Annotated in this window: 11 protein-coding genes; 4 read left to right on the top strand and 7 right to left on the bottom strand. The window is 45.6% G+C overall.

The genetic code is table 11. From position 1 onward, the window contains the following. Nucleotides 1-833: 833 nt before the first annotated feature. From yhbH to MHH49_RS01290, 4 genes are all read right to left on the bottom strand, one after another. Complete coding sequence (gene yhbH / locus MHH49_RS01305; protein WP_036684553.1) at nucleotides 834-1,997, bottom strand: sporulation protein YhbH; 1,164 nt, start codon at nucleotides 1,995-1,997, stop codon at nucleotides 834-836. 173 nt (nucleotides 1,998-2,170) lie between these two features. Then, the gene (locus tag MHH49_RS01300; protein WP_076214375.1) at nucleotides 2,171-3,856 is read right to left on the bottom strand and encodes a DUF11 domain-containing protein; all 1,686 of its coding nucleotides are present in this window, start codon (nucleotides 3,854-3,856) and stop codon (nucleotides 2,171-2,173) included. Beyond that, entirely contained in the window at nucleotides 3,853-10,590 is a 6,738-nt protein-coding gene (locus MHH49_RS01295; RefSeq protein ID WP_143763152.1) for a DUF7507 domain-containing protein, read from the bottom strand. Before MHH49_RS01295 ends, MHH49_RS01300 begins: the two co-directional genes overlap by 4 nt. 118 nt (nucleotides 10,591-10,708) lie before the next feature. Further along, nucleotides 10,709-11,353, bottom strand: a complete 645-nt coding sequence (locus MHH49_RS01290) for a methyltransferase domain-containing protein (RefSeq protein ID WP_051491334.1) — start codon at nucleotides 11,351-11,353, stop codon at nucleotides 10,709-10,711. Between the two features lie 200 nt (nucleotides 11,354-11,553). Here MHH49_RS01290 and MHH49_RS01285 point away from each other — a divergent pair, with 200 nt between their 5' ends. After that, nucleotides 11,554-12,042: a hypothetical protein gene (locus MHH49_RS01285; RefSeq protein WP_036684361.1), complete on the top strand. Its 489-nt coding sequence runs from the start codon at nucleotides 11,554-11,556 to the stop codon at nucleotides 12,040-12,042. Nucleotides 12,043-12,144: 102 nt separating this feature from the next. Here the strand turns inward: MHH49_RS01285 and MHH49_RS01280 are convergent. Next, nucleotides 12,145-13,703 (bottom strand): IS3 family transposase gene (locus MHH49_RS01280; RefSeq protein WP_094903917.1). Its coding sequence is split into 2 segments (ribosomal slippage): nucleotides 12,145-13,070 and nucleotides 13,070-13,703, totalling 1,560 coding nucleotides; the frame shifts between segments, so codons are not numbered across the junction. 802 nt (nucleotides 13,704-14,505) lie between these two features. Beyond that, a complete protein-coding gene (locus MHH49_RS01275; RefSeq protein ID WP_051491333.1) occupies nucleotides 14,506-14,967 on the bottom strand; it encodes a hypothetical protein in 462 nt (153 codons plus the stop codon). Between the two features lie 170 nt (nucleotides 14,968-15,137). Between MHH49_RS01275 and MHH49_RS01270 the strand changes: the two genes are divergently transcribed. Continuing rightward, complete coding sequence (locus MHH49_RS01270) at nucleotides 15,138-15,521, top strand: DUF423 domain-containing protein (RefSeq protein WP_036684358.1); 384 nt, start codon at nucleotides 15,138-15,140, stop codon at nucleotides 15,519-15,521. Nucleotides 15,522-15,596: 75 nt separating this feature from the next. On the opposite strand, the gene MHH49_RS01265 is transcribed toward MHH49_RS01270, so the two are convergent. Continuing rightward, the gene (locus MHH49_RS01265) at nucleotides 15,597-16,124 is read right to left on the bottom strand and encodes a hypothetical protein (RefSeq protein ID WP_036684355.1); all 528 of its coding nucleotides are present in this window, start codon (nucleotides 16,122-16,124) and stop codon (nucleotides 15,597-15,599) included. Between the two features lie 214 nt (nucleotides 16,125-16,338). Between MHH49_RS01265 and MHH49_RS01260 the strand changes: the two genes are divergently transcribed. Both MHH49_RS01260 and MHH49_RS01255 read left to right on the top strand, forming a co-directional pair. Next, entirely contained in the window at nucleotides 16,339-16,641 is a 303-nt protein-coding gene (locus tag MHH49_RS01260; protein WP_036684352.1) for a YunC family protein, read from the top strand. A gap of 239 nt (nucleotides 16,642-16,880) precedes the next feature. After that, the gene (locus MHH49_RS01255) at nucleotides 16,881-17,342 is read left to right on the top strand and encodes a Dps family protein (protein ID WP_036684350.1); all 462 of its coding nucleotides are present in this window, start codon (nucleotides 16,881-16,883) and stop codon (nucleotides 17,340-17,342) included. The last annotated feature ends 255 nt before the right edge of the window (nucleotides 17,343-17,597 follow it).

The raw sequence follows: 17,597 nt of genomic DNA, 5'->3' as shown, positions 1-17,597 counted from the left end.
ATAAATAACCTCCGCATTCCAGAGTTTGAGATTGGAGGTTATTTGCATGGTGGAAATCTAAGCGGGGAAAAACAAAACAGCAGTCATAGCTTACGATAACAAGCTGACATGGGTGGGGAGTACAAGTTTATCGGTGCCGATCCAAATTGTGAAATTAGGTGTATAGTAGGAGTTATTATGTAACTGAAAAAAGAAAGTTAGTTTAATTTCACTGGCTTATTTTTTAATCTATACCGTAGCGCCGAGCGCTACAGTAATCCCACACAGTTGCCCTACATTCTATGATATTTACGGACTCAGATGAGCAATTTGCCCATCCCCGATACTTGCGGTCCCATATGACGCTATTCGTCCATCCCCCGGTACTTTCGGACCCAGATGACGCTATTTGCCCATCCCCCGATACTTGCGGACCTAGATGACGCTATTTAGCAATTTATCGCCTTTGGAGCGTATTATCGGACCCCAGTGCAGCTATTGCTCAGAATGAGGTTCGTTTTTGGTGTTTTTCATGCCTATAGCAGCTATGGGGTCCGATAGCAATCCAAATGTGCGCTAAAGCTACTTATAAGGTCATCTGTGTCCGAAAGCGCCGATCCCCCAGTAATCCCTCAGTTGCCCTAATATACTACTCTGCGCATCCCTTGATCTTACGGACCCAGGTGACGCTATTCGTCCATCCCTCGATCTTACGGACCCAGATGAAGCGATTCGCCTTAGATGACGCAATTTACGAAGTTTGTTGTTTTGTTCAAGAAGGAGCAACGCCAAAAACGCGGATGTCCCATCAGCCATTTTTGGCTTTTGGGATACCCGCGTTTTGGAGTGGGGGATTAAGAATTAACCGTACCCTTTGGACTAAAGAAGGTCTTCAGCGCCTGATACACTTCTTTTTTGTCTTTAATGACGTAATGCATGAATTGTTCATGTTTCAGATGGCGATAAGCTGACATCAAGGTACTGCTTCGATTGTATTGGTTCACCTCACCGTAGCCGAACATATTGCTTCGTTTCAGCAGTTCTCCGATCAGCTTCACGCAACGTTCGTTGTCGGAGGTGAGATTATCACCATCGGAGAAGTGAAATGGATAAATATTGTACTGCGCAGGCGGGTAGCGGCTATCGATAATTTCAATCGCTCGCTGATATGCCGAGGAACAAATCGTTCCCCCGCTTTCGCCACGGGTGAAGAAATCATGCTCACTGACTTCCTTAGCCTCCGTATGGTGGGCGAGAAAGACAATCTCTACCTTCTCATACTGGCGGCGCAGAAAACGGGTCATCCAGAAGAAGAAGCTGCGGGCGCAGTATTTTTCAAATGAACCCATCGAACCTGACGTATCCATCATGGCAATAATGACCGCATTGGAATGAGGGGTTCTAATATCATCCCATGTTTTGTAGCGCAGATCATCTGGGCTGATACTGTGGATGCCGGGATTGCCGCTGCTTGCATTGCGCCGAAGATTCTCCAGCAGCGTACGTTTTTTATCGATGTTGGACATCATCCCTTTTTTACGAATATCGTTAAAAATAATGGATTTGACCTCGATCTCTTCCTTATTCTTAGGCTTCAAATGTGGTAATTCCATATCCTGAAATAGAATGTCCTCCAGGTCTTCCAGATTGACCTCTGCTTCCACGGTGTCTTGACCGGGCTGATCGCCTGCTTTTTCTCCTTTGCCTGGCTGTGCCGATTGTGAATCGCGCCCAAGCACATCTCCGACCTGGCTTTCTCCGTCCCCCTGTCCTACATGCTTCTGTTTACGGAAGTTATAAATAATCCGGTATTCATCCAGACTGCGAATCGGAACCTTCACAATCTGCTTACCGCCTGACAAAATAATATTCTCTTCGGTAACGAGGTCAGGCAAATTATCCTTGATGGCTTCTCTGACCTTTTGCTGATGGCGTTCCTGATCCTGATGACCTTTACGATGAAGGGACCAATCTTCTTTTGAGACTACGAAGGAAAAGGGACCGGATGATTGCGACAGGATGACCACCTCCCATGGAATATGAATGTTGATTGAAGAAATCTTTTGCAAAGCATATATTTGGATCCCCCGCAAAGTACCTGAGTACGCATAGAGAGCAAAGCCTCACCTTGTGGGGATGTTTTGGGGTTGTAACTAAAGTATATTCATGGGGATGAGGGATATGTGATTTCTTATTCACTGATCTCATCTACGGTCAGCACATAACTGTTAGATTGACTTTCGCCAGAGTAGTCACGTCCATCCATATTGAAAGAGTATTGAGCATTCACGGAGCCCTTAAGGAAACGACCCATTACCTGTTCACTTACCTGGACAAAATAATGAATGTTAACCATAGATGCAGCATTAACTACCCCCAGCGGCAAGGTGCCGGCAAATGAAGATTGTGGATTCGGAACTCCATCAATCACAATGCTGTTGGGATCAAGAAAACATTTTTCCGGGGTTAGCCGATTCAGAGATATTTCCGCAGGCCAATTTCCGCTATTGGTTAGTGAGATCCAGCATTGGACTCGCTCTCCTGCTTCTACAATAGTTGGTTTTGCATGGACTACGAGTGAAATGACAGGTGTGACTACTAAGGTGGTAACTGTATTGGAACGAGAGGTTTGTCGTACGGTCCGTCCGTCTGGAAGCACAAAGGTATACTGAACGCTAGCATGGTTTTGTACGGCTGCGATTTCATGTATGTTAATGGCTGCAGGTATACTCACTTGAAAAACTACAACTGCTGTAGTTCCGCCTCTTAAAGAACCTAACTGGATGCCTTCCGCTGGTCGTGCACCTTTTTGCAACACTCCATTTAAGAGAACACTATCCCATACGAAAAGAGCACCTGAAGGTATAGCATCTGTTAGGACTGCATTTACAGCCAGATTCCCGTTGTTGGTTACCGTAAGCTCATATCTCAAATTGTCGCCCGGAGCTGCTGTAACATGATCCACTTTTTTACTAATGGTGACCCCCGCTTGGACAAGTGAGACAACCGCAGTGTTACTTTCGGTCGTAATTGTATGCTCATCAACTGAATAGGTGACAATTGCACTATTGGTCAAGGCTAACGAGGGAGAAAACTCTGTTACCCGGACACGAAAAGTAATATCAACGCTTAGGTCTGTGTCCAGCGAACCGAGTAATATTCCTTTCGCCGGGTCTGCTTCTGGGTAATAAATCCCACCTGCAATGACACTGCCTGGAATAAACACTGTCCCGTCCGGAATAGAAATTGTTGCACTGATTTGAGTTAAGAGGCTGTTGCCTTCATTTGTAAGTCGCAAGGTGTAAGTTACTACATCCCCAATAAAAGAAGTCGGAGTACTTGCAGACAAAGAGGTCGAGAGCTGGTAGGAGCGTAAAGAAACCAGTACAGAGTTAGACGCAAGCTCACCCTTAACGGTTCTTCCCTCCGGAGTGGAAAAAGAAAAACGGCCTAGCGCTTTATTTTGCAGCACTAGGGAAGACGACAGCGAAATGATGACGACTTGAAAGGCGATGCTCACTTGACTCTGCGGTGCAATAGAACCAAGGGGGATGCCTGAAGACGGTGTAGCCCCCGGAAGAGGCACACCGTCTCTGAGTACACTGTTGGAAATAAAGGATACACCTTCTGGAAGAATGTCAAACACCGTCAAAAAAGCATCTGTATTTCCATTATTACTGGCTTTAATGGTATACACCAAAGTGTCGCCTAAAGAGGCGTGGAGTTTATCTGTACTCTTCAGCAATGAAAGCACGGGGCCCACGACCGGGGTGTTAACGGTATTGGAATAGACAATTCCATCAACACCCGCTGCCGAATTGAAGAGTACCATGGATTGATTGGTTACGACAGGTTGGGTACGTGAGCCGGGAATCATAACGCTACTACCTGAACCTGGAAGGTAATGGTTGAAGAAGCACCTGCAGCAATTGTACCAATTGCGATTCCCGAAGCCGGACTGCCACTAGGACGAGGGGCTCCATCTACGGTAATGCTTCCCGTTACGAACTGGCTGCCAGCTGGAATAGGGTCAACCATGATGACGTTATTGACTGGTGAAATCCCTAAGTTGGTGACAACTATCGTATAGGTAATGATATCGCCAACAACCGCATCAATAGAAGTAGTGCTCTTAACAACACTTACGTCCGGAGAAGATACAGGGATAATGAGGACGTTTGAGACAGAGGAGCCCGTGAGTGAACGTCCATCTGGCGGTGTGAATGTGAAATTTGCTGTAGCTTGATTGACCAACTGCTGCGGTGAAGGCAGGGACGCAATAGTAACCTGTAAGGTAATCGTTACTGTTACTGTACTTCCCGGAGCTACCGACCCAATACTTAAGCCTGTAGACGGATCTGATCCTGGTTGTGGTACCCCATTCACGAGCACGCTGTTTGGAACAAAGACAGCTCCGTTAGGGATGGTATCGGTGATAACTACATTTGCGATGAGGTTACCAGTATTCGTCACATTCAAGGAGTAAGTAATCGTATCTCCGACAGTTGCGGCGGTTCTGTCCGCCCCTTTGACAACTACAATAATAGGTTGATATACCGGAATTACTAGTGTATTTGAGAATGAGGAGCCTGAAAATGCGCCAGAGGTGAAACTGACAGAAGCCTGATTACTAAGCGTTGCAGGATTAGGGAGCACATTGACAATTGTGTTGAATGAGACTTGGAAAGATGCGCCTGGCGCAAGCGTGCCGAGCGAGATGCCGCTCGCTGGATTGGCGCTAGGGCGTGGAGTGCCATCTACGGTCACACTGCCAGCGACAAAGGTAGAGCCCGCAGGTATTGGATCACTGAGGTTAACGTTACTGATATTTGCTATTCCACTGTTGGTAACAGTGAGATTATAAGTGATGGTATCGCCAACAACGGCATCGGTAGCTGTCGAAGATTTAGTGATGACAACGTTCGGTGAGGATACTGATATTGTTGTCGTATTGGAATTGATCGAACTGTTAAATGTCCGTCCATCCGGAAGCGTATATGCAAACGCGACCGAAGCTTGATTGAGCAGCTGTTGGCTTGCCGGCAATGTTGTGATAAGAACTGAGAAGATCACAGACAGGCTTCCGTTCGCGGAGATTACACCCAGTGGTATGCCAGCAGCCGGGTCTGCTCCTGGAGCAGGAGCGCCTTGAATGAGTACACTGTTTGGAATAAACGTTGTACCCGCAGGAATGGTATCACTCAGGGTTGCTAAAGCACCGTAGTTACCTGTGTTGGTCACATTGATAGTATAAGTAATCGTATCCCCAACGGTAGCATTGACTGAATTGGAGCTTTTTACTGCTGCAAGGATAGGCAGATAGACAGGTGTGGAGACGATATTTGAGAAAGCTACATTCGAGACAACACCTGAGGTGAAACTGACCGTTGACTGATTGTTTAACAATCCGGTAGCCGGCAGTGAAACTACATTTACGGTAAAAGCAACAGTTACGGTTACACCAGGTGCTATGCTGCCTAAGGTTACTCCAGTAGATGGGCTAACTCCTGTACGAGGCACACCGTCCACAAGCACGCTGCCTGTCACAAATGTAGTACCAGCAGGAAGTGCGTCTGTGAAGACCACATTATTTACAGTGGCAATACCGTTATTAGTTAAAGCTATGGAATAGGTGATAGTGTCACCGACCGTAGTTGATGTTGTGGTTGTAGTTTTAACTACAGCAATATTAGGTGAGGAGACAGGAATAGTGACGGTGTTAGAGAGTGCAGACCCATTAAGTGTACGTCCGTCGGGTAAGGTGAAGCTGAATGCTGCGGTTCCTTGATTGACCAGTTGCTGAGGACTAGGCAATGAAGTGATGTCAACCGTGAAAATGACTACGGTGGTTCCTCCAGGTTGTATTATTCCAGCTGCAATTCCGGTGGAAGGATCCGCTTGCGCTAAAGGGAGGCCGTTGATGAGCACACTATTCGGAACGAAAGCCGTACCTGCGGGAATATTATCCGTCAGTGTTAAATTAGCAGCATAGTTTCCTGTGTTACTCACTGTCAGTGTGTAGCTAACTGAATCGCCAACCGTGGCATTGGCTGTACTAGCACTCTTGACTACGGCAATGTTCGGCTGGAACACAGGGACTGTAACAGTATTAGAAAAAGTGGAGCTTGAAATAACGCCTGAAGTGAAGGTAACGGATGCCTGATTGATGAGTGAAGCTGTAGGAGGGACAGGGGTAACAGTAACACTGTAAGTAACCAGCGCTGAAGCACCGGCTGCTAGAGTGCCGATAGATATCCCCGAAGCAGGACTCAAGTTCGGGAATGGAACTCCGTTGACCGATACGCTGCCTGTTACAAAAGTACTCCCTGCCGGTGTAGGATCACTCAGTAAGACGCTAGTAACAGATTCTATACCATTATTAGTTATATTGACGTTGTAAGTGACCGTTTCACCAACAGCAACTGATGTTGAAGTGGTGCTCTTGGTAACGACAATGTTAGGAGCAGAGACTTGTAATGTGACAGTGTTAGACACAGCAGTCCCAGATAACGGTCTACCGTCAGGCGGAGTAAAGGTAAAGCTTGCGGAAGCTTGATTACTAATTTGCTGAGGTGTAGGTAAGGAGATGATATCAACGGTGAAGCTGACAGCAATACTGGCACCAGGAGCGACATTTCCTACAGCTATCCCTGTATCTGGGGTTGAACCAGGTTGAGGCATACCACCCACTATGACACTATTAGGAACGAAGACAGTACCTGCTGGGATGTTATCAGTTAGTGTTAAATTTGCAGCCAAATTACCTGCGTTGCTAACAATCACTGTGTAGATGACAGAATCACCGACGACTAGAGCATCGAAATCGCCGTCTCCATCAGCGGCACTTTTTACTAAGGAGATTTGGGGCTGAATAACTGGTGTAGTTGTGATATTAGATGAAGAAGAACCGGAGAATACACCGGATGTAAAACTGACAGACGACTGATTGTTAATCTGTGATGGTATCGGCATTGTTATCCTCACCTCGAATGTTACGGTAGCTGTGGCGCCAGGGCTCAAACTACCGATTGGAATGCCGGCGGACGGAACTGCTAGCGGCAGGGGAGTGCCACTTACAATTACGGTTCCGGGAATGAAAGCTACATTCTCAGGCAGAGGATCGCTGAGAATGATATTGCTTACTGTTGCAATACTGTTGTTGGTCAATACAGAGGTAAAGGTAAGGATATCACCAGTAACAGCAGTAGCAGCGTTTACGCTTTTTACAACACTGACGTTAGGGGCAGACACTGGGACAGAGAGCGTATTGGACACTACATTTCCACCGAGCTGACGCCCGTCTGGAAGGGTGAAATTATATGTCGCTGAAGCAGAGTTCAGCAATACTTGTGATGGAGGCAGGGCTGTGATTGTGACCAGAAAACTTACGGTGACACTGTCACCAGGAGCGAGCGGTCCAACTGGAATGCCAGTTGCCGGATTATATCCGGGCAAAGGTGTTCCGCCAATAATTACACTATTCGTGTCAAACACAGCTTGGGGTGGCAGGATATCAGTTACTAATAGAGTAGCTGCAATATTCCCGGTGTTGCTGATCAGGATGGAGTATGAGAGAGATCCCCCTACAGATGCCTGTGCTGCATTGGCGCTTTTGACCATACTAAGGATGGGCTGAAATACAGGTGTTACTATCGTGTTTGAGAGCGAAGAACCGGTGAACGCCCCAGAGGTGAAGGAGGCGCTGGCTCTGTTTGTAAACTGTGCTGGACTTGGCAAGGTAGCGACATTCACTCTAAAAGACACCGTGACAGAGCTGCCCGCGGCGATACTTCCGATTGCTATACCTGTACTTGGGTTAGCAGCTGCTACCGTCGAACCGTTGACAGTCACACTGCCCGCTACAAAAGCTCCCCCCGTAGGAATAGGGTCAGAGACAACGACGTTGGTGACAGCGACGCTGCTTGGGTTGGACACTACGACTGAATAAGTCAGATTTTCTCCAACCGCTACATTAGTCAGGTTTGCAGTTTTGGTTAGTGTAATGTTAGGAGCGGAGACCGGAATGGTTAGGGTATTGGACAGACTGGTCCCGGATAATGATCTTCCACTTGGCAATTGGTAGGTGTAACTGCTGCTTCCTTGATTATTCAAAACAGGTGGAGTAGGCAGAGATTGCACAGAGACAAGAAAGGTCACAGGAACAGCTGCCCCTGAAGCTAAAGTACCTAAGTTAATTCCTGTAAGTGGAGAGTCAGCAGGTCTAGCAACACCGTTAACAGTTACACTTCCCGAGACAAAGGTGCTTCCTGAAGGAATATTGTCGCTCAGGGTTACAGCCGCCCCGATATTTCCAGAATTCTGAACATTTAACGTATAAAGAATATTGCCGCCTACAGTTGCACTGGAAACGTTCGAGCTTTTTGCAATTTGGATTACAGGCTGATACACGGGAGTTGTCGTCGTGTTTGAGACTGAAATGCCAGTAAAAGCACCCGAGCTAAAAGAGGCGCTAGATTTATTCAATAGCTGAGCGGGGCTGGGTAATGAGATAACGTTGACCTGAAAAGTGACGGCGACGGAGCTTCCTGGAGCGATGGTACCGACAGAAATCCCTGTTCCAGGATTAGCTGAGGGTTGTGACACACCGGCGACGGTAACACTTCCGGGGACCAGCGATGTACCCGCAGGGATGGTATCTGAGAGTGACACGTTGGTAATTGCTGCAATTCCGTTGTTGCTGATTACAGAGGTGTAGAGTAGTATATCTCCGACAGTTACGTCGGCGAATCCAGCGCTTTTGACTACGGTAACATTAGGTGTTCTAACTGGAATAGACAAAATGTTGGACGAGGCAGATCCAGCTACTGTTCGCCCATCTGGAACTTGAAACGTATAAGCGGCGCTTGCTTGGTCGACCAGCTGTGGCGGAGAAGGTAGGCTATTCACGATGACCCGAAATTGAACAGTAGAACTGCCACCGGCGGCAATCGTACCGATAGCAATCCCTGTGGCAGGGTTACCGGCGATAGGATTTCCATTGACGGTGAAGCTACCTGCGACATAAGAGCTGCCTGAAGGAATATTATCAGTAAGTGTTGTTACCGCGCCGATATTTCCTGTGTTAGTGATTTGAAGGGTATAGGTGATCTGATCTCCAACCGTAGCATTGGTAGTACTGGCTGATTTCACAATGTTAAGGACGGGTGAATATACAGGTAAGGTTACTGTATTAGATGGAATGACCCCAGTCATGATAGGGCCTCCGGCTACACTTTGAAATGTAAAGGCAGCATTAGCGGTATTAGCGATATTTTGCGGACTTGGTGGTAATGAAGTGACTTTGGCTTGATATGTAACAGTTATTGAACTGCTTAAAGCTAATGAGCCTAGTGAGATTCCTGCTGTAATATCAAAAGTAGGTCTGGAGACACCAGCAACAACTACGCTTCCAGTTACAAAAGTGGATCCTGCCGGCAGCGCATCTGATAAAACGACACTTGCTGCTCCCGCTGTTCCTGTATTATTGACAGTCACCGTATAAGTTACCGTATCACCGACTATGGGGCCGGCTACATTAGCGCTTTTAGTGAGGTTTATTTTTGGAGCATTGATATCAACCTGTATGGCATTACCGTTGAGTACATAAGCATCGCCTGAGGTGGTTAATTGTAATACGGCTGAAGATTGATTGTTTATCAGCCGTGCGGAGACGTCAACATTGGTAATATCCCAGCCTTGGCGACCACCGATAATGTTGGTTCCTGGATTTCCGTTTATTTGGTTGCGGTTTCCAAAGGTACCCGTTGTGTTTAGGTTACCTGCATCATTGTTAATCTGCGATGCAAAAAAGTTGTTGGCAAAGTTATTAGGTCCCGATAAAGCAACAAGTGTAGCAGAGGTTGGACCAAATAATGCCTGATCCCCCGAACGGTTGGCATCCCCCTCCTGCGCGCTGAATAACGCTCTGCCGCCAAGCGCACCAGTAATGGGTGTGGCAAATCCAGTTATTGTAGTGGATACCGGAGCTGAGTTTGCCTGTACAAGTATTGCACCTGCCCGAAGGGACATATTGCGAAAAGGTAAGGCTGTATTTTGGTAGATTACTCCTAATGTCCAGCCTGCATGGTTGGCCGTGGAATCACTAGGAATAACAATCGTACCCACTACACCGCCAGTGGTGTAGGTGCCGGCACCGCCTTGTTGGATAATGCTGGTCACGTTGGCGGAACGAACATATGCCGATGCACCACCTCCCAAATCGACTACGTTGCTCGTTGCTGAATCAGGAGTAACACTGAATGTAGTGCCGGCAGGGGTTATGAAGGAGACAGGGTTGTTAATGGCCGAACTAAGGTTTACATTTCCGTTAATATAGGTACCGCCCCAGATTAGCTCCGCATACAGTACGGTACTGCCTGAGGGTAGGACCAGTATGGCTGCTGAACTGTTGCTTGTATAAAGACTAGTAGTTCCGCTAGGATAGGTACCAAATGTTGATGAAGTATTAACAGTAGTAAAGCCACCGATGCTGTCTAGTGTTCCTGGCACTCCGATCGTATCGGAGCGGCTAAGTCCAAGCGTGTTGCCGGTAAATGTGATAGCACCGGTCGCATTGATCGTTGCCCGTACGACTAGTGGAATGATTCTCACCTCCTTCGAGGTTGGTTTTGATCAAAAGTGTGCCGTCCTATAACTAGGACGGCACAGTTAATACCTGTATGTTAGCCTATGACACAAAATGGGTATTAGTGTATGTCCCATCTTAAAATTATAGAAAAAAATGTCTGTTTTGTGATTTAAGTCTTCGTTCGACAAGAACATGAGGTTCAGGATAATGGCTTCTGCTCATCAGCTCTAACTCCTGATCGTTGATATTGTGCTTGACTACGACAAAATGGTACATGATTTCATGCACTACATTTGCTTGAAGGGTCTTTAGTATTTCTAGTTCTTCAGTTTCGTAAAGCGGATCTTCATAAGGATGCTGATAGAATAACTCCATCCGCAGCAACCGATAATCGAAGGGTGGTGCGGGTACAGGGTAGTCTGGAATAGCTGGGCAAACTGGACCGGATGGAGGCTGGAAGAAGGATCCTGTAAAATGCCGGGGGGTATATTCGTCAAACTTCTGCTTGAAGGCAGGGTTGGACATATGGGCAAAGCTGTGGGCATAGGGTGCTAGGATGCAAACAACTGCTTTATGGATGCTAATTCTGTGAATTTCCGACAGGGCTGCGAATAAATTGTCCACATAAGGCAGTACACGGCTAGCCATAACAAACTCAGCACTATTGTCAGGGAGAGGAATCTCTTGGCAAATGTCACAGACAATATCTACATCAGGACCCGCGATCCGATCGATCCCGAGATAACCTGCTTCCTTATTAGATCCACAGCCGATATCGATTCTCAAGGGGCTCACTCCTTTGGGATAAATCAGGCTCACACTATTGTATTAATACCGCTGTAGCCTGCATCCGACGGATGCCTAATAGAAGCTGGAAGTTATCTAAAATTACTTCATATGAAACTTTCATAGAGTGGTTAACGTTATAGGAGTATACTTATGAAGATGACTTTGAAAATAATCGCCACATAGAGGAGGCACTCAACATGAAAAAACAACGTTCATTACCCGCCATAGCAGCGATTGCTGCCTTAACATTTGCCTTAACCGCTTGCGGTGGGAATAATTCGGCACAGACTTCAGGAGAACCGACTGCAACACCTTCTCCAACACCAACCGAGAGCGCAAGCACTGCTGAGCCTACAGAAGCTCCAAGCACTCCCGTACCCACTGAGAACCCAAGTACAGCCACACCAACCGAAAATCCGAGCACAGCTAAACCTAGTTCTACTCCAAAAGCTGAAGGTAAAACAATAAAAATGACAGCCGTTTATATCGGACAAATTGATAGTCATTCCGTTGAGATTGCGACAAAAGAAGGTCCAACCGCTTTTGAGATTTCAGCTGGAATGGAGAGCATACTTGACACTTTGAATTCGGATGATTCCGTAGTTATTGAATATGTGGAAAAAGCAGTGGAGGGCGATCCGTCCGTCAAGCAGCGTGTGCTGACAAAGCTGGCTCTAGCAAAATAATTGAATGTATTGATTTGCAAATTAATAGAGGGTGTCTCAGCAATCATATAGTGGTTGTGAACTGCACCCCGTCAAGTAGACAGCACAAAAAATAAAAGTAGTTTAAGCGGCCTTAGTCCTAAATTCAATGGGACTGAGGCCGTTTAGTTTTGCCTGTAACCGTTCGTTATTATAAAAGTGAATGTAGGTATCAATATCTGTTTGGAGTTCTTCAAAGGTCTGGTAGGTATGTAAGTAGTACTTCTCACATTTCAATGTTCCCCAGAAGGATTCCATCGGCGAATTGTCAATGCAGCAGCCTACTCGGGACATGCTTTGCTTCAGTTCTGCATCGTCCAGCATCTTCTTAAAATGCAGAGAGGTATACTGGAAACCACGGTCGCTATGGAGTAAGGTTCGGCTCTCCGGTGCTGCCTGCAAAGCTAATTCCAGTGTGTTAAAAACTAGCGAATTATTATTGGAATGACCCAGAACGTAAGCAACAATGGACTTGTCATACAGATCTTTTATTGCACTTAAATACGCCTTCTTGCCGTTGCCGTATTTGAATTCCGTTACATCCGTTACCCATTTTTGGTTTGGAGCTTCAGCCTCAAAATTACGGTTCAGCACATTCTCTGCAACCTGCTGAGGCGTGGAGCCTACATACTTCTTTCTCTTTCTGCGGATGACTGACTGGATACCTTGGCATCTCATCAGCCGGTACACTCGCTTTGCGTTAATAGATTTATCCATTTGTCTGCGCAAATGCAGGGTCAATTGGCGATACCCAAAGGTTCGTTCCACCTTCTCATACAAGAGGAGCATGGCCTCTGTCAGTTTCTCGTTGTCAGCCTCTCGAAAACTGGGTTTGCGATTCAACCATTTGTAATAACTTGACCGTGAAATCCCTGCGATGTCACACAAAAGCCGAATGGAGCAAGACTGTTCCTGCTGAACAGCCTGAATGGCCAGGTAGATATTCACCTGGCGAATGGTTCTTAACGCCTCCTCTTTTCGAGTTCCTCTAACTTTTTTAGAAAAGCATTCTCCGCACGCAGGCGTGCATTCTCGTATTCCAGCTTTTGCATCGCGAGTTTGTGGCGATCTGCTTCCGTAAGTTCTTCAGGCGCTTTGGTGCGTCCTCTACCGTCTCGTAATGCCTCTTCACCACCTGCTTCGTACTTCTTTACCCAGCTATATACTTGTTGGTAAGACACGTGAAAATGGCTTGCCGCCTTCGCATAGTCTTCTCCGTTCGAAAGGCAGTACAGCACGATATTTATCCGTTCCTGCCAAGTGGTTACGCGTCCTTTGGTCATAGCTTTAGTTCCTCCTGAATGAGCTGTTAAGCTGTTGCTATGACCATTATACTTCCTAATCCAGTTGGCGAGTTGGGTTGCACTTGCAATCTTATACTTGCAGATGATTTGGTTTTGCGACAATCCTCCCTCGAGATAATCCTTAACGGCATAGAGTTTAAGTTCTGCAGAATACGTACGATTGTAGCTTCGGACTTCCAGCCCTTCGTATCCATACAATTGATAACGTTGCCGCCACTTCACTATAGAGTTTTTGGATATTCCATACTTCCGGGCCGCAGCTTTCAAACCAATGTCGCCCCGTTCAATTTCTTGGAGAATCGTTAACTTTTCCAGTGCTGTATACTTTTTTTGTTCCATAAAAATGCTCCCCATACAGCGACAGGTTTTTATTATTTCACCTGTCTACTATATGGGGAGCATATCAGTTGCTGGGACACCCTCGTATTTTTTAAGTATAGTTCTTGCTCAAAACACTAAACTTTGTTTGGTCGATCACAGTACGCATACCTAGCTGCATCACTATGGATCTAGCAGCACCACTATGGATCTAGCAGCCCCACTAACGGAACTGGTAGCCCCTATATTGGACTCAGCATCATCGGACCCAGCGGCCCTTATACGCAGCTTTTTCCGATATTTGAATTACTATCGGACCCCATCGCAGCTATTGCCATAAAAAGAGCCCAATATGAACCTTTTTCGATGCAATAGCGTCACTGGGGTCTGAAACTGTGCTCCAAAGGCGTAAAAAACGTAAATAACGTCATCTGAGTCCGTGAGCGGATGAGGGATAGGATTCAGCATTATCGGATTCAGCATTATCGGATTCAGCATTATCGGACTCAGCATCATCGGACCCAGCGGCCCTTATACGCAGCTTTTTCCGATATTTGAATTACTATCGGACCCTATCGCAGCTATTGCCATGAAAAGCGCCCAATAGGATCCTTTTTCGATGCAATAGCGTCACTGGGGTCCGAAACTCTGCTCCAAAGGGCGAAAATTCGTAAATAACGTCATCTGAGTCCGCAAGCCGCGGATGACGATGAGGACTCCCCGATGCAGATTTTAGCTTCATACATAAAATGAGGGTATCCCCACAACAGCTCAAAGTTGTTGGGATACCCTTTTTAATGAAGTTAGCATGTTTAAAAGAAGCTTAAAGCGTTCCTGCATTGACTAGAAAGGTTGTAATAAGCAGCATAAAGAGTAAGATAATAACACCATTGACTATCGTGCCAATAATGCCAAACACCTTGCGCCGTTTCCGAATGGAAAGCCCAATGATGCCGATGACTACACCGATTACATTAAGAGCAGCCAGAATAATAACCGTTAATCCTAGAAGCATTATGAATTGCGAGGACTGGCTTAATAGTTCGGAATTCTCATTAACCAATGAAGAAGACTTCATTATAATAGAGATAAAGATGGCTGCGTAGCCGATGATCGACACGAGACAGATAATGAATGAAGCAATACCAGGTCCAGAATGTTGAAGATCATGTTCTACTTTTTGATGCGTAGACGATAAATCAGCGCTTGGGTAATCCGGATGAGGGCTGGGATTTCCTACCTCTGCCGCAGGTACGTCTGATTTTGACAGAGAATTTAAGTCCATGGTTTGCACTCCTTGAGAGATTAGAATGAAAATGTTGTTAATATCCACTTTTTCATATTGATGCTAAAAAAGCAACCCCTGAATGAGGCAAATTAAAAAATGACTGCTGGAAATAGGAGCTGGCATTACGTTATGATAGAATGAGTCTAAAATTAAGGGGGTGTAATCATTTGCAACGGAAATTTATGGCCTGGGGGGCTGTGCTAGCAATGCTGGCAGTAGGAATTGGTGCTTTCGGTGCCCATCTACTAAAACCAGTTATCAGTGAAGACTATATGAAGGTATATGAGACTGGCGTGCAGTATCACTTGGTACATGCGCTGGGGGTAATTCTCATCGCACTGGCTGTGGGCCAATGGGGCGAAAGTGCCCGATTACGTTGGGCGGGTCGATTGTTAATTGCAGGTACCATTTTGTTCTCTGGCAGTTTGTATGTTCTGAGTATCTCCGGAATTAAGGTGCTAGGAGCGATTACACCTATCGGTGGGGTATGCTTTATAATTGGCTGGTTATGCCTTGCGATAGAAGGATTTTCACGTAAAACGTCGTCTTAGTTGTTAGGAAAAGAAAGACCAATAAGCACCTATTCCCAAAGAGGGAGGGTGCTTATTTGCTTGTAACGCATGCGCTTACAGAAACTCGTCGATTTCATTTAGATTAAAGCTGTACACCTGCTTCTCATCCACATGGTAGACACTTATAGAGTTGGCTGCTTCATCAAAGTTTAAAATACGACAGGGCATGGACACTTGTTTCCCGTACCGGTTCGCTCGTAAACGTACCAATTGATTATTCTGAATATACTGACGAATCTTCCCGTATGCATCAGCTGGCGTTTCAATTGCCGTTTGCTGTGCAGGCGTTTCTGCCTGTTTTTTTATCGGTGTATCCAGCTGCTTCTTTGTGGATTTTGGAGGCAGCTTTAATGAAATGGGAGGAGCAGAGTTTTGATTCAAAGCTAGTTTAGCGGAGCGTAGCAAGCTGTCAATGGTTCTCCCTAATTCAAGACCGGAGTTAATGTTGAAATCTGTGATATGGTCATTATTGTTCAACATTTCGAGCAGAAATTGCAGTGCAAGCGGGTTGGTACGGGCATTAATCAGGATGTCGACGTTAAATAAATAATTGCCGTCTGTGCGTTGTAGTTTCTCGTCCATAAATCCCCCAGCTTTTCGTTTAGAACATCTCTGAATGGTTACAGGAATGTAATTAACTATAACATTAAACATGCAATATTCATATACCCAGGACTACTGGAATAGGGACTATTATACTGCATTTTATACTAGGCATAGGACTACCGTCAGCACACCCACAGGAAAATTAGCATACATATACAACGTGGATAGTGAAAAAAAGGAGGTGCTGCTATTGGTTACTATGGAGCCTATTACAGTAGGTGAACATACGCTGATCGGGGTAGAGGTTAAGCTTCCCAAAACTACACTGCTCTCCATCAGCACGAACCGAGGTTATATTATGTGCGGTGCACTGGATGTCGGTCTCCTCAATGAAACACTTAGTGACCGGCATATCATCGCAGCTCGTGCGGTGGGTGTACGGACGCTTGCCCAGCTTTTAGCTGCCCCGTTGGAGTCTGTAACGATAGAAGCAGAGAGTCTTGGCATCGTACCAGGTATGACGGGTGCGGAAGCGTTACTTCTTATGGTCTGACCGGAAAATTTAACAATTCCAAACAAACGGGGCTTAGGCCCTTTTTGTTTGTGTGCAAGTATTCACATTTAAGCATAATCGGGTGTGTCTTTGCTCATGCTAGTACAAATAAAGGGGTTATGGAAGGCTTCTCCTTGTTTCGTATTACAGGTAAAAGGGTAAATTAAGAATAGACAAGTTACTACCGGACGAAGGAAATAGTAACCGGTAAATATAATGGATAAGGTAGGGATCATCTCATGGCTAAAGCATCGAATAAAGTAAATACAACTTCACTGGAACAGATCATGAATCGTCAGGTTGCTAACTTAAATGTCTTGTACGTAAAAATTCATAACTTTCATTGGTATGTCAAAGGAGAACAGTTTTTCTCCCTTCATGTGAAATTTGAGGAATTATATAATGAGGTAACCCTTCACATGGATGAAGTAGCAGAACGCTTGCTAACCATCAAAGGCAGTCCGGCAGCAACATTGAAAGAATATTTGGAATTAGCTACAATTCAAGAAGCTACAGGTAAGGAAGATACACGGGGAATGGTTCAGTCTCTGATTGAAGACTTCGCCACCATCTCTGAAGAGCTGACAGAAGGCATCGAGCTTGCCGAAGAAACCAAGGATCAGCCAACCTCAGATATGTTCATTAAAATCCGTAGTGATCTGGAGAAACACCAATGGATGCTACGTTCATTTCTTAGCTAATCATTAAGCAGTTTGAATAAGGCTTCCTGCGGGAAGTCTTATTTTTGCGTTAGTCTTATACTTAATGAAAATCTTCTCTGAGTCACAAGTGATTAGCTAAAGAGAAATTTGTAAAAAAACAAGGTTTGATATAAAATTAGTGAGAATCATTGATAATCATTGTGATTCAATTTATAATAATTATAATGTGATAGAAAATCTAATTGTGCTGGGAATCAGGATTATCCTGTTTCAATACAACTTTTGATTTCGCAA

It is taken from the genome of Paenibacillus sp. FSL F4-0122 (genome assembly GCF_038002845.1).
Classification (GTDB): Bacteria; Bacillota; Bacilli; order Paenibacillales; family Paenibacillaceae; genus Paenibacillus_AQ; species Paenibacillus_AQ odorifer.
This window is presented reverse-complemented; position numbering and strand designations above follow the sequence as displayed.

Coding starts and splice junctions, on each gene's coding strand:
- MHH49_RS01300 (WP_076214375.1), bottom strand. CDS start 3,856: ATGATTCCCGGCTCACGTACCCAACCTGTCGTAACCAATCAATCCATG.
- MHH49_RS01285 (WP_036684361.1), top strand. CDS start 11,554: ATGAAAAAACAACGTTCATTACCCGCCATAGCAGCGATTGCTGCCTTA.
- MHH49_RS01275 (WP_051491333.1), bottom strand. CDS start 14,967: ATGGACTTAAATTCTCTGTCAAAATCAGACGTACCTGCGGCAGAGGTA.
- MHH49_RS01265 (WP_036684355.1), bottom strand. CDS start 16,124: ATGGACGAGAAACTACAACGCACAGACGGCAATTATTTATTTAACGTC.
- MHH49_RS01255 (WP_036684350.1), top strand. CDS start 16,881: ATGGCTAAAGCATCGAATAAAGTAAATACAACTTCACTGGAACAGATC.